Annotated in this window: 13 protein-coding genes and 1 pseudogene; 9 read left to right on the top strand and 5 right to left on the bottom strand. The window is 57.4% G+C overall.

Annotated features, from left to right (window positions below):
* The first annotated feature begins 9 nt into the window (after positions 1-9).
* The 4 genes from AC0L4F_RS19730 (at position 10) to AC0L4F_RS19745 (ending at position 3,561) form a co-directional block, all read left to right on the top strand.
* Positions 10-1,185: an AAA family ATPase gene (locus AC0L4F_RS19730; protein WP_244691094.1), complete on the top strand. Its 1,176-nt coding sequence runs from the start codon at positions 10-12 to the stop codon at positions 1,183-1,185.
* Between the two features lie 40 nt (positions 1,186-1,225).
* Complete coding sequence (gene repB / locus AC0L4F_RS19735; protein ID WP_244691095.1) at positions 1,226-2,179, top strand: plasmid partitioning protein RepB; 954 nt, start codon at positions 1,226-1,228, stop codon at positions 2,177-2,179.
* 241 nt (positions 2,180-2,420) lie between these two features.
* On the top strand, positions 2,421-3,203 hold the full coding sequence (locus tag AC0L4F_RS19740; RefSeq protein WP_280520691.1) for a helix-turn-helix domain-containing protein: 783 nt from the start codon (positions 2,421-2,423) through the stop codon (positions 3,201-3,203).
* A 115-nt stretch (positions 3,204-3,318) separates the two neighbouring features.
* Positions 3,319-3,561, top strand: coding sequence for a hypothetical protein (locus tag AC0L4F_RS19745; RefSeq protein WP_244691097.1), 243 nt, complete (start codon positions 3,319-3,321; stop codon positions 3,559-3,561).
* Between the two features lie 439 nt (positions 3,562-4,000).
* Here the strand turns inward: AC0L4F_RS19745 and AC0L4F_RS19750 are convergent, their stop codons facing one another.
* The 4 genes and pseudogenes from AC0L4F_RS19750 to AC0L4F_RS19765 all read right to left on the bottom strand — a co-directional run bounded on the left by AC0L4F_RS19750 (position 4,001) and on the right by AC0L4F_RS19765 (position 7,479).
* Complete coding sequence (locus AC0L4F_RS19750) at positions 4,001-4,741, bottom strand: sulfite exporter TauE/SafE family protein (RefSeq protein WP_244691098.1); 741 nt, start codon at positions 4,739-4,741, stop codon at positions 4,001-4,003.
* 152 nt (positions 4,742-4,893) lie between these two features.
* Positions 4,894-6,089 (bottom strand): annotated as a pseudogene (gene pcaF / locus AC0L4F_RS19755) (3-oxoadipyl-CoA thiolase).
* On the bottom strand, positions 6,086-6,775 hold the full coding sequence (locus AC0L4F_RS19760; RefSeq protein ID WP_244691099.1) for a 3-oxoacid CoA-transferase subunit B: 690 nt from the start codon (positions 6,773-6,775) through the stop codon (positions 6,086-6,088). The pseudogene pcaF and the gene AC0L4F_RS19760 overlap by 4 nt, the downstream one beginning before the upstream one ends.
* Positions 6,772-7,479 carry a 3-oxoacid CoA-transferase subunit A gene (locus tag AC0L4F_RS19765; protein ID WP_244691100.1) on the bottom strand — a complete coding sequence of 236 codons (708 nt, stop codon included), beginning with the start codon at positions 7,477-7,479 and terminating at the stop codon, positions 6,772-6,774. Before AC0L4F_RS19765 ends, AC0L4F_RS19760 begins: the two co-directional genes overlap by 4 nt.
* Before the next feature lie 109 nt (positions 7,480-7,588).
* Between AC0L4F_RS19765 and AC0L4F_RS19770 the strand changes: the two genes are divergently transcribed.
* Complete coding sequence (locus tag AC0L4F_RS19770; protein ID WP_244691101.1) at positions 7,589-8,356, top strand: IclR family transcriptional regulator domain-containing protein; 768 nt, start codon at positions 7,589-7,591, stop codon at positions 8,354-8,356.
* Positions 8,357-8,460: 104 nt separating this feature from the next.
* Here AC0L4F_RS19770 and AC0L4F_RS19775 read toward each other — a convergent pair whose 3' ends face one another.
* A complete protein-coding gene (locus AC0L4F_RS19775) occupies positions 8,461-9,441 on the bottom strand; it encodes a sugar-binding transcriptional regulator (protein ID WP_244691102.1) in 981 nt (326 codons plus the stop codon).
* 217 nt (positions 9,442-9,658) lie between these two features.
* Here AC0L4F_RS19775 and AC0L4F_RS19780 point away from each other — a divergent pair, with 217 nt between their 5' ends.
* The 4 genes from AC0L4F_RS19780 to AC0L4F_RS19795 all read left to right on the top strand — a co-directional run bounded on the left by AC0L4F_RS19780 (position 9,659) and on the right by AC0L4F_RS19795 (position 12,942).
* Complete coding sequence (locus AC0L4F_RS19780; RefSeq protein WP_244691103.1) at positions 9,659-10,450, top strand: ABC transporter substrate-binding protein; 792 nt, start codon at positions 9,659-9,661, stop codon at positions 10,448-10,450.
* Positions 10,451-10,529: 79 nt separating this feature from the next.
* Positions 10,530-11,096: a type 2 periplasmic-binding domain-containing protein gene (locus AC0L4F_RS19785; protein WP_244691104.1), complete on the top strand. Its 567-nt coding sequence runs from the start codon at positions 10,530-10,532 to the stop codon at positions 11,094-11,096.
* A 123-nt stretch (positions 11,097-11,219) separates the two neighbouring features.
* Positions 11,220-12,101, top strand: a complete 882-nt coding sequence (locus tag AC0L4F_RS19790; RefSeq protein WP_244691105.1) for a carbohydrate ABC transporter permease — start codon at positions 11,220-11,222, stop codon at positions 12,099-12,101.
* A 4-nt stretch (positions 12,102-12,105) separates the two neighbouring features.
* Entirely contained in the window at positions 12,106-12,942 is an 837-nt protein-coding gene (locus AC0L4F_RS19795) for a carbohydrate ABC transporter permease (RefSeq protein WP_244691106.1), read from the top strand.
* The last annotated feature ends 1 nt before the right edge of the window (position 12,943 follow it).

Here is a 12,943-nt window from a genome sequence, read left to right on the forward strand (position 1 = left end):
ACGGTGCAGATGAGAGAGCTTCTAGGCTCGGCGACGCTTGGCAACTTCAGCGAAGCGTTGGACGAAGCCCTGCGTCAGCAGGCCAGCAGGCTACATGCGCCCGATTCGCGCAAATCTGACAAGGGTTTGCGCCGATTCACCATCCGCGAAATGGCCGATATTGCCTTTCGTATGAACTATAATACCCTGCGCCATCATCTCAAGGCCATCGAAGGTTTGCCAGAGGGCGAAATGGAATCCGGCAATCGCCGGACCTTCTCGCTTGAAGAGATCCACGAAATCCAACAGCGGCTTTATGAAGCCGGCAAGATTTCCAATGACATGTACCCCGGTAAACACGAGGGCGACGAAACCACCAAGATCCTGTGTTACAACCTGAAAGGTGGGGTCTCCAAGACCACATGCTCGGCCAATCTGGCGCAATTTCTGGCCATGCGTGGCTTCAAGGTTCTGATTGTCGATCTCGACCCGCAGGCAAGCTGCTCTGACTTGTTTGATATTCAGGCCGACCTCGACAATATCGCGTCGATTTATGATGTGCTGCGCTATGAAGAGCAAAGCAGCGGTGACGCGCGTGTGCCAATCGCAGATGCGATTCAAGCCACCTATTTCCCCAATATCGACATCATTCCCGGTTCGATCTCTTTGACCGAATTCGAATATGAAACCGCCACCGCCGCCGCCCAGGGCATCCCGTTTTACTCGCGGATTTCCGATGCGCTGAGCGTCGTCGAAGACGCCTATGACGTGGTGATTTTTGACACGCCACCCCATATGTCGTTCTGCGTGATTGCCGCGCTTTATGCCTCAAACGCGATGCTGATCCCGCTTTCGGCCGGCATGCTGGATGTGGTCAGTCTGGTGAAATTTCTGGATCTTGCATCAAGCACCCTGGAAAGCATCGAAGGTGTCGACCCGGACAAACGGTTTGATTTTGTCCGGCTGTTGTTGACCCGGTATTCGCCCAATGATCCGGCGCAATTACAGCTCAGCTCGTTCCTGCGCAATACGCTGGGCAATTCGATGCTGAACACCGATTTCCTGAACTCGACCGCGATAGCCGACGCGGGCAATACGATGAATCCCTGCTCGAGGTCGATCCGTCAAGCTTCACCCGCAAGACTTATGACCGCATTCTGGAAAGCCTGCATGGCATTGCCATGGAGATTGAGCGGGAAATCATGATTGGCCGCAACCGGATCGACGAGAATGAGGAGACCGCATAATGGCCCGTTCCGTTTTTGAAACCGGCCCCGGCCCGGCAAAGCCAGATGAGGCCGCGCCGGACCGCCCGGCGCGGCCCAAACGCAAACCGATCATCAAGGGCGGCGCCGCCAGCGACAAATACATCCGTGCCGCCACCCAGGGCGGTGCCGACCGCACCTATCAGGAAATTGATGTCGACCAGATTCAGGACAGTCGCATTCGCGACCGGATCGACGTCAACGAAGATCTGGACAGCCTGGTCGAAAGCATCGAGGCCAATGGTCAACAGATCCCGATCCTTGTGCGCGTCGCCCAGGGCGGCGACAAAGCCTATGAGATTGTGGTTGGCCGTCGGCGGCTTGCCGCGACCCGGCGTCTGGGACGCACCCGGATCAAGGCCTTTGTCTCCAAGATGGATGACCGCGAGGCTTTTGTTGCGCAGGGGATCGAAAACTCTGCCCGGTTGGAAACCAGTTACATCGAACGCGCCCGCGCCGCGGCGCAGGGGATTGATGCCGGGTATGAGCAAAAAGACATTGCCGAATTCCTGAGCATTTCGCGCACGCTGATCAACTTCATGGTCAAAAGCTATCAGGCCATCGGCGAGGATCTGGTGCTGGCCATTGGCCCGGCGCGGGGCGTTGGACGACGCAATTGGGACAAGCTGATCAGCGAAATGAGCCGCGCCGGGATCTCTCGCAAGGCGGCGCTGAAACTGGTGGACCGATCGCTGGACGACAGCGTCGACCGGTTCCATGCGGTGCTGAAGGCGGTGCAATCCGGTGGCAAGCGCCCTGCCCCACCGCCCGCCGCAGCCCAGCATGATTTTCTAAATGGACGCGTGTCCATCAGTCAGAAATCGCGGCAATTGGTGATCAAGACCCGCAAAGACGCCCCACCAGAGATGTTGGAGCAAATCAGAGACCAAATCGAACAGGTCATCCGAAACTTTGAAGGTAAAGAGGAGGAGTAAAGCGTAAGCAACTGTAAAAAAACAACAAAACTGATTTACCCCGGTAAATCGCACAGGCATTAGCCAAATCAGGCAAGAACACAAAAAGGAGCAGGCACCCGCAAAAAAATAAAAGCCCCCCCGAAAACCAGTTCCGGGAGAGCTCATATAGGTCTTGTAGCAAAGCCTTCGTAGCTGTTTTCCCAACACTTTTCAACATCGGTTTTCGGTGAACGGGTAGATTTTGCCGTCTGACAACTGAATGAACACAATACTGCCCGCGGCATCGCCGCGTCGGCAAACGGTCGAGGTTTGCCAAAACTCCGGGTCCACTGCAAAATGCGTGGACCGCTGGGAACTGCTGTCACTTGTCACGGGCCTGCGCAAAGAGCTGGGCCTGGCGGACAGAGATGTGATGGTGTTGCGCGCCCATCTGTCGGTCATGCCGCATGGCCCGCTTGACCCGGCGGGTCTGAACATTTCCTTCATGAGCATCACCAACATCCTGGAACGCGCCTGCGGCATGGATGAACGGCGCTTTCGCCGCGGTGAAACCCGTTTGGAGCAAGCCGGATTGATCCGGCGTCAGCTGAGCGGCAATGGACGGCGTTTCCCGGAGCGCGACAAATCCGGGCGCGTTGTCAACGCCTATGGGATTGACCTTGCACCGCTGCTGGCCAGCTACGACGATCTGTTGGCGATGGCCGACTGGCGAGCGGAACAGGACCGCGTTGCACGCACCCGCAGAAACAGCATCAGCGCCCGCCTCAGTGCCGCTGTGCGCGCTGTCATCGCCAGCAACGGCGCCCTGCCCAATTGGGTTGACGCCCTGCGCGACCGCCTTCGCAAAGCTGTTCGCCGAAAATCAACCGTGGTTCAGGAATTTGACGCAATCGAGAATGAGATTGCGCGACTGGAGGCTCTCACATCCGTGAATGCGAAGGCACAAATTTACCCCGGCGAAAGGGAACCAAGCGAGGTCGTGCCGGACAAATGCCCCGGGGATGACGGTCAAACTGTCCGGCACATAGAGTTCGAAACCTAAAGATATAAAAAAAACCAACCCACATCGGTTTGATAAAAATCTATTGGCATCTCTCTGGGCGGACACAAAGACGCTGCAACAATTCTACCCCGAATGCCCGCGACAGGAGCAAACAATGATAAACGCGATAATCGACTTTTGTTCCTTCATGGCTTTGGAGCGGGATATCGTAATCCGAACGTTGTCTGTTCTCGGCTGGGAAAAGGCAATCGTCACCCTCGATTACCTTGCAGAGAAACTTCCATCGCTCAATCGACCGCATGGTTATTTGCTGTCAATGATTGAACGCTACGAAAAGGGCCAGGCCATCGCGGGTGGTCAGGTCACAGCAGACCAAAGGCCATTGATTTTTGCATAATGGTCCAATGCCGGTTTCACCAACGGACAAAGGAATGCAGGGTTTTGGAGCCTCTGGGGCAGGGCGGTTTACCCCGGTAAATCCTGCGCGGATCAAACCACCGGAAGGCTTAAACAGGTGCCTGAAGTTTACCGCGGTAAACCGGATGAATGGACCAAAGAAAAGGAGGTTCTCAACCAACAGTATGGCACCGCACATCAGGGAGAATGTTAGGTATTATCGGACGTACCAGCCCTCGAAAGGGCAGGGCGCTTATTGAATAAAAATCAAATGAAAAGCGCCGCCGCTGGAATGCTCACATTGTCATTCCCAAGGTCCAAGCCGCTCACAACAACCCTATCCGATCCGACACCAAAGGTCACCTGACCTTTTCGCAATCTCCCCAGAACTATGGGCATTTTCCCACATGTCGTGCAGCATTTTCCAGGGCACGGCCAATTCAGCTGACAATCACCTCGTAAACCAGCTTTAGCGACACCGCCGCAAGGGCCAGTTCGACAAGGATAAAGAAAACCTTTTGCGGCAGGACACGTGCGATCCTTGCACCGCTCCATGCGCCAAGAAGCGTGCAGGGCGCAAGCCACATGGCATCCGGCAGGCTTTCCCAGGTGATTTGCCCTGCGATGATATAGGGCGGAAGCTTCATCAGGTTGACGACGGCAAAGAATATCGTCGTTGTGCCCAGATACACCATTTTGTCCAGCTTCTGCGGCAGAACATAGGCTTGAAACGGCGGGCCGCCAGCGTGAGAAATATAGCTGGTGAAACCCGCCAACGTGCCCCAGAAAAGCCCCGGTCGCACACCGGCCTGTTTGGGCTGGCGTTCAACGCCAGACATGCGATTGCGCACTGAATTGATCAGGTAGTAAAATCCGATACCGGCCACCAGAAGCTTGATCGCATCGCCGGGCACAACCGAGACCGAGAAGAAGGCCACCAGAACGCCGACCACCGCACCGGGCAACATGATCTTCAAATTTTTGACCGAGAACGCCTTGCGGAAAAGATAGATCGCATAGGTATCCGCCAGGATATAAAGCGGCAACAGCAATCCCGCCGCCATTGTCGGCGCCATGAAGATCGACATGAAGGGCACCGAAAGCATGGCGAGCATCGGCACGCCGCCCTTGGAAAGACCCAACATAAAGGCCGCCAGCCCGGCAACGATCCAGAATTCCATAGGCCTATCCCTGCTGTGATCCAGCCCGAGACGCCGCTGGTTGCCCTGCCATATCAAGCTGGGGGCGAAACGAAAATAGCTGTCAGCCCCGGCAAGGCCAAGATGCGCCGCTGGTCGCCGCGCATCTCAATATTAGTAGCGTGCGGATAGGCTCATAGCCGCTCCAGGGCGATGGCAATACCCTGACCGACACCGATGCACATGGTAGACAGGCTCTTTTCGCCGGGTTTCAGATCGTGCAGAACCGTACCGGTGATGCGTGCGCCGGACATGCCCAGCGGATGGCCCAGCGCAATTGCGCCGCCATTGGGGTTCACCCGTGGGTCATCGTCGGCAATGCCAAGGTCGCGCAGGGTCGCGAGGCCCTGACTTGCAAAAGCCTCGTTCAATTCGATGACGGCAAAATCATCCACCGTCAGCCCATAACGCTGCATCAGCTTTCTGGACGCAGGCGCAGGGCCAAAGCCCATGATGCGCGGCGCGACACCCGCCGTGGCACCGCCCACGACCCGGGCCAGCGGCGTAAGACCATGTCGCTTCGCCGCCTCAGCTGAGGCAAGGACAAGCGCCGCCGCGCCGTCGTTCACCCCGGATGCATTGCCCGCCGTCACGCTGCCGCCGCTTCGAAACGGTGTGCGCAGAGCGGCGAGTTTGTCCAATGTCGTCGCGCGGGGATGTTCATCGGTGTCAACGACACGTGGATCGCCCTTGCGTTGGGGGATCGTGACCGGGGTGATTTCCCGCGATAGCCGCCCCGAGGATATCGCCGCCGCCGCCCTGGTCTGACTGCGCAGGGCAAAGGCATCCTGATCCTCGCGCGAGATACTGAAATCCTCAGCGACATTTTCGGCGGTTTCCGGCATCGAGTTCGACACCATATTGCGCCTCCATCAACGGATTGATGAACCGCCACCCGATTGTGGTGTCATGAATGGCATTGGCGCGGGAAAAGGCGGTTTCGGCCTTGGGCATGACAAACGGCGCGCGGCTCATGCTTTCGACGCCCCCGGCAATCGCAAGGTCGATTTCCCCGGCACGAATGGCGCGGGCGGCGGTGATCACCGCATCCATGCCCGACCCGCACAGACGGTTCAGCGTGGTGCCGGGAACGGAATCCGGCAGACCAGCCAAAAGCGCCGACATGCGCGCGACATTCCGGTTGTCTTCGCCAGGCCTGATTGGCGCAGCCGTAAAACACTTCGTCCACCGCCGCCCAATCCATGTCATTGCGCGCCATCAGGGCGCGGATCGGCACCGCGCCAAGATCGTCGGCGCGCACCGTGGCAAGGCTGCCGCCAAAGCGGCCGATCGGCGTGCGGATGTAGTCGCAGATATAAACCTCGGTCATGCCAGATCCTCCGGGCAGATCAGATCCTTGACCGGGCCGTCGTCGTGCAGCGGCGCGCCGGTCAGGGCCTGTAGGGTGTCGCGTGAAATCGCCGGGATCTTTTCGCGCAGGACAAAACGGCCTGCGTCGATGTCAATCACCGCAAGCGAGGTGTAGACCCGCGTGACACACTTGACCCCGGTCAGTGGCAGGCTGCATTTTTCGACCAGCTTCGGCGCGCCCTTTTTGGTGACATGATCTGTCAGAACCGCGATGCGCTTGGCGCTTTGCACCAGATCCATCGCCCCGCCAACCGCCGGAACACCGCCGCGCCCGGTGGACCAATTTGCCAGATCACCGTTCTGCGCCACTTCATAGGCACCCAGGATGGCCACATCCAGATGGCCGCCGCGCACCATGGCGAAACTGTCGGCGTGATGGAAAAATGCCGTTCCCGGTTTTAGCGTGATGGCCTTTTTGCCGGCATTGATCAGGTCCCAATCCTCTTGCCCTTTTTCAGGGGCCTCCCCAAAATTCAACACGCCGTTTTCAGTGTGAAAAATCGCCTGCCGCCCCTTGGGCTGGAAACCGGCAACCATTTCCGGAAAGCCGATGCCAAGGTTGACATAGGCCCCATCTTCGATGTCCTGCGCCGCGCGCCAAGCGATTTGGGCGTTCGACAGTTTGATTTCGGAAAGATCGGTCATGGGTATACAGCCTCCTGGCGGTTCAGGTCTTCTTCCTGGGCCGGGTTGGGCACATGGACGATGTGATTGACAAAAATGCCGGGGGTGATGACGTGATCCGGGTCGATCGCGCCCAAGGGCACGATATGTGATGTCTGAACCAATGTGGTTGTCGCGGCAGTTGCCATGATCGGGTTGAAATTGCGCGCCGCGCGCCGATAGGTCAGATTGCCGTGTGGATCGGCGCATTCCGCTTTGATCAGGGCAAAATCGGCTTTGAGCCATCGCTCGCGCACATAGTGGCGACCGTCGAATTCTTCGATCTGCTTGCCCTCGGCCAGAGTGGTGCCAAAACCCGTTGGCGTGTAAAACGCGGGAATGCCGGCGCCGCCTGCGCGAATGCGTTCGGCGAGCGTGCCCTGGGGCACGATGTCCAGCGTGATCCGGCCATCCAGATAGCGTTCCGTGAACACACGCGGGTCCGCCGAACGTGGGAAAGAACAGATCAGCCTGTCAACCTGACCCTGTTCGATCAGCGCGGCCAGCCCGACATGGCCATTTCCGGCATTGTTGTTGATCACCGTCAGATGTTTCGCGCCGTGATCGATCAATACGTGGATCAATTCGACCGGCGCACCCGATCCACCGAACCCGCCAATCATGATCGTGGCACCATCGGGAATCTTTGCGACCGCCTGATGAAGCGTGGCAATGGTCTTGTCCATATCTGTGCCCTCCAAAGAACTGGGGATCAGATAGACCGGGGCAGGGGACCGGGCCAGAGAATTTGTTCATAGCTTGACATTTGTTCACTCAATGCACAGCCTTGTGCGCATGACGAACAAATCCACAGATTTCATCGCCTCCTTTGCCAAGGGGCTTCGGGTGATTGAATGTTTTGGCGCGGAAACGCCCCGGCTTACCATTTCGGATGTGGCGGTGCGGACCGGGCTGGACCGGGCGACGGCGCGACGATGTCTGTTGACGCTGCACCAACTGGACTATGCGGATTATGACGGCAAATTCTTTACCGCCACGCCAAAAATCCTGCGGTTGGGCATGTCGGCACTGGCGGCTTTGCCGCTGCCACAATTGGTGCAGCCCTGGTTGGATCAATTGTCGGAACAGATCGGGCAATCGACATCGGTGTCGATTCTGGACGGGACCGAAATTGTCTATCTTGCCCGCGCGGTGCAGCGGCGGGTGATGTCGATTGGCCTGATGCCGGGGTCGCGTTTGCCTGCGCATTGCACGTCGATGGGGCGCGTTTTATTGGCCGCTTTGCCCGAAGAAGAGGTGCGCGCCATTTTGGATCACGCCGACCTTGTGCCGCGCACGGTCCACAGCCTGACCGAACCGGACGATATCATCGCGGAATTGGAAATGGTGCGCGCACGCGGCTATGCCATCATTGATCAAGAGGTCGAAATTGGCCTGCGGTCGATTGCCGTGCCTTTGCGCAACATCCGGGGCGATGTGGTGGCCGCGCTGAACACCGGCGTCGCCGCCAACCAAAGCGCCGCGACAGAGCTGGAAACGCTGTTCCTGCCGGATCTGATCAGAACGCAAACCGGATTGAAGCGGGTGCTGGGATCGTATTGATCACAGCCGCGCTTGGCGTGATGGTGGGGAACGCCGCCGCGTTGGCGGACACCCTGAAATGTCTTGTCGGACAAGATCGCCACATACCAAACCGGGCAGGGGGTTTACCTTGCCTCGGTCCCATCTTTGCCGCCCGCGGCAATCAGCAATTTTGCGGTCTTGTCATCGGTGACCAGCGTATCGACAAAGCCACGACGACAGGCGGCGCGGATGATATCAACCTTGTGTGGTCCGGCGGCTGCCATGATTTTTTCCGGCACGCCCAGCACCTGATCCAACGGCATGCCGACGGTGCGATTGTCGACCTCTTGTGACACCGAATGGCCGTTCCGGTCGAGAAACTGGCCAAGCACGTCGCCAATTGCGCCGTTCTGGATCAGGGATTGCGGGCTCATCCCATGTGGCAGACCGTTTTCGACAAGAAAGGATTTCTCTGACACGTTGGAGCAGGTCAGCAGGACCGCATCCAGCGACTGAAATTTGTCAAAATGCTCTTTGAGCGCGTATTGCGACAAGAACAGATCGCGGTCGATGCCTTCGGACAGATAGATTGGGGCGGTCAAAACCGAATATTGCGCCCCAAGCGCATTTGCGAACCCCGATGCAATGCCAAATGAATTCAGGGTCGACCCCTTGGCCGTCCCGCCCAGGATGGACACAACCTCCAGCTCCGGGTGCGATTGGCGCGACAGTTTCTTGATCGTCGCATCCAGTGTCAGCCCCCAGGACACCCCAAACGACCTCCAGTCGCCGGTTGCCAACCGTTCGGTCATCAACGCCGCCAGCGCCGCACCAACCGATTTGTGGTAGTCATATTGCGTTTCATTGGCCGGGCTGATGACGGCGCGCCGCAGTCCCAAAGATGTCTTGAGGGTCTCTTGCAGTTCGACCCGGGGCAAAAACGGCGATTCAATCTGAATTTTCACAAAGCCAAGTGATTTTGCCCGTTGGATTGCCTGATTGACCCGCAATCGCGTCACGTTGAGCTGACGGGCGATTTCCGCCTGCGTCATCTCGTTCACGTAATAATGCCAGCAAACTTCGGTGACGAAGGCGTGGCTGTCTTCAATCTGTTCCCGTGCCAAATCGTTTTCCTCCCTGACGTGCCGCCACGATTCAAAAATTAGGCACAATGCGCCCAAGATCGCACCGTTACAAATGCTTTGCAATCCATACATATGAAAATTTACAGTTGCATAGATACGATTACAAATGCATCATCTGGCCGAGAGGTGGCGCGAATCGCAGGAAGAAACCGGCGATGCCGCGCAAAAAGCCTCTGGGAAAATTGGGAGGAAAGCCGTGAAATCTGTATTCAAACTGGGCGCATCTGCGCTTGCTCTGACGGTCGCCGGGACATCGGCCTGGGCCGAAATTGATAACGCATGGTGGAAAGAAGCCGCCGCACCCTATCAGGGGGTGACCATTCGCGGCGTCACTGAATCCTCGCCGCCGTCGCTGTATATCCGCGAAGTGCTCGCGCCTGAATTCGAGGCTCTGACCGGCATTCGGGTCGATGTCGAAACCACATCCTGGGACCAGATGTTTGACAAGGCGATCAAGGATATGGAGGCCGGCACCGGCATCTATGACATGGCCTATATCGAGCAGGACATTATCTATTCCTACCTCGCGCGGGATTTTCTGACCGATCTGACCACATTTCTGGGCGACAATCCCGGTCTGAAGGCCGCGACCTATGACGAGGCGAATTTCACCACCTTCGCCGATTACTTCAAGGATGATGGCGGCCATCTTTATGGTGTGCCGATGGAGGCCTTTCTGAAGGTCTATCTCTACCGCACGGATCTGTTCAACGATCCCGAATTCAGGCCGCCTTCAAGGCAGAGACAGGCCGCGATCTGGCGCCCGCAACAACCCATGACGAATATGCGGAAATCGCCCGCTTCTTTACCGCTTATGGCGAAGAAAACGATATGGATCTCTGGGGAACCACGGCGCAGGCGCACACCGGGCATGTGGCATCCTGGTATGAATATTTTAAATCCGTGGCACCCACTTTTGGGGTCTACAACTGGGGGATCGACGCCGGGAACAATTACGCCGCTTCGGTTGCCAATGGCGGCGAAATGAACAGCCCGGATGCGGTCGAGGCATTGACCTGGTGGCTGAGCATGCGCGACATCGCCCCGCCTGAATCCCCGGCGTCGACATGGACCGAGGTTGGCACAACCTTTGGCGCGGGGCGCGCGGCACAGGGGCTGGTCTATGGCGAAAACGCGGCTGGATCGCGGCGGATGACACCAAATCCCTGGTGGTTGGCAACGTCGGTGTGGCCCTGCCACCGCTCAAGGCGGGTGTGTTGGACGAAGTCGAAGGCGGCACAGGCTATATCGGTTATTATGACGGTGGGGCTTTTGGCATGCCGCATTCGTCCAAAAACAAAGAGGCCACCGCCCTGTTCCTGCAATATATCGGCCAGAACGAAGTTCAACCGGATTGGGCCGTCGCCGCGCCACGTGTGACCAACACCGCCACCTATGACGACCCCAAGGTGCAGGATATGAACGACCGGCTCAGCGGGTATTATGACCTGATCAAGGACAAGGGCTATCTCTTTGCCGGTGCTCCGGCCTATCCGTTCCACGCCCAGGTGCGCGAAGCGACGGCGCCGATCTTCTATCAGATCCTGACAGGGGATCTGACGCCCCAGGATGGTCTCGACCAGATGGCGGCCACTGCGGAAACAACGCTGAGCGAGCTTGGCTACCGCAAGTAACCGGTACTCCCTGTCGGTTACAAACGGGCCGCCGCATCTGTCGGCGGCCCACTTCCGAAAAAAATCTTATCCCGAACATGACGCAGTTACAGTGCCCGGACACGGGTTCTGAACAATGGGGAGGTGCAAAATGCAATCCAAGAACTCGGCTGGTTCCTGCTGGCGCCGACGTTAACAATCCTGTTCTTTTTCGGTGTCTTACCGTTTTTCTACGTTGTCTATGTATCGTTTCACTCCTGGAACCCCTTTGCGGTTGATCCGAACATGGTGTTCAACGGTGCGGACAACTTCCGCAAGATTGTGTTCGACCCTGCCTTTCTGAATTCGGTGAGTGTGACGGTTCTGTTTGTGCTGTTTGCCGTAATCTCGGAATTGATTGTCGGCTATCTTCTGGCACAGGCCTTCATGCGGGATTTTCCCGGCAAGGCGATTTTCCGCACCATTCACACGCTGCCGCTGATCATGGCGCCGATCATTGTCGGCTCTGTCTGGAAGCTGATGACCACGCCATCAATCGGGATCATCCCGCATTATTTGGACGAATGGTTTGGCATCACCATGAACATCGGCACCTCCGCCCCGGCGGCATTTGCCACCATCGTAATCATGGACATCTGGCATTGGACCCCGCTGGTCACACTGACGCTGATTGCCGCGCTGGTGTCATTGCCGCCGGATCCGTTTGAACAGGCCCAGATTGACGGGGCGAACAAGCGCCAGATCTTTTGGCATATCACCCTGCCGATGATTGCGCCCGCCGTTGTTGCAACCGTCTTTATCCGCCTGATGGATGCATTGCGGACGGTGGACGAGGTCTGGATGCTGACCGGCGGCGGCCCCGGATCGGCCACGCGGTTTGTCGGTGTCCATATCTTCAAGGAGGTATTTCCAAAGACGAATTATGGTTATGGATCAACCATTTCCGTGATCGTTCTCTACCTCACGATTGTGGTCTGCTGGTTGCTTTATGTGACCATGCTTGCCCCGCGCAGCAAGAAGGATTGAGACCATGAAAAAGCAAAACCCGATCATTGGCATTGTGTTCTGGACCCTGGTCAGTTTCCTGACATTGTTCCCGATTTACTGGCTGTTCGTGATTTCGGTGAAACCGGCGGTACAGCTGTTTTCCACCCCGGAATTGATCCTGTCCGATCCCTATTGGGGCAATTACGCCAAGGTCTGGGGCGACCGGTTGCTGCGCAGTTACATGTTGAATTCGGTCATCATCTCGACCGGCAACGCGGTGTTGTGCACGGTCCTGGGCTTTTTCGCCTGTTACGCGCTGTCGCGCTTCAACATGAGCGGCAAAGAGTCGATCTTTTTCTGGACCATCACAAACCGCATGGCGCCGCTGGCCGTCTTTCTGCTGCCATTGTTCCTGTTGATGACTCAGGTCTATTCAGTGGGGGAATGGCGGTTGCTGGACACACGGATCGGCATGATCCTGGTCTATTGCACCTTCAATCTGCCCTTTGCGATCTGGACGTTGCGCCCGACCGTGGATGGCATCCCGAAAGAGCTGGACGAAGCGGCCTATGTCGATGGCGCAAGCTCCTGGAAGGTGATCACCGAGGTTGTCTTTCCCCTCTGCCGTCCCGGTCTGGCGGTGACCCTGATCCTGACATGGGTCTTTGCCTGGAATGAATACCTGTTGGCGGCGACGCTGACCAATTTCAATGCGCGCACCTTGACCACGGGCCTGAGCGAATATGTGACCACAACCGGCACCGAATGGGGCGTGATGGCGACGATCTCTGTGTTCACGCTGATCCCGGCGCTGATCGTTTTTGGCCTGGTACAGAAACATATTGTGGCCGGTCTGACCTTTGGCGCGGTGAAAGGATAAC

It is taken from the genome of Marinovum sp. J2-8, assembly GCF_055808435.1.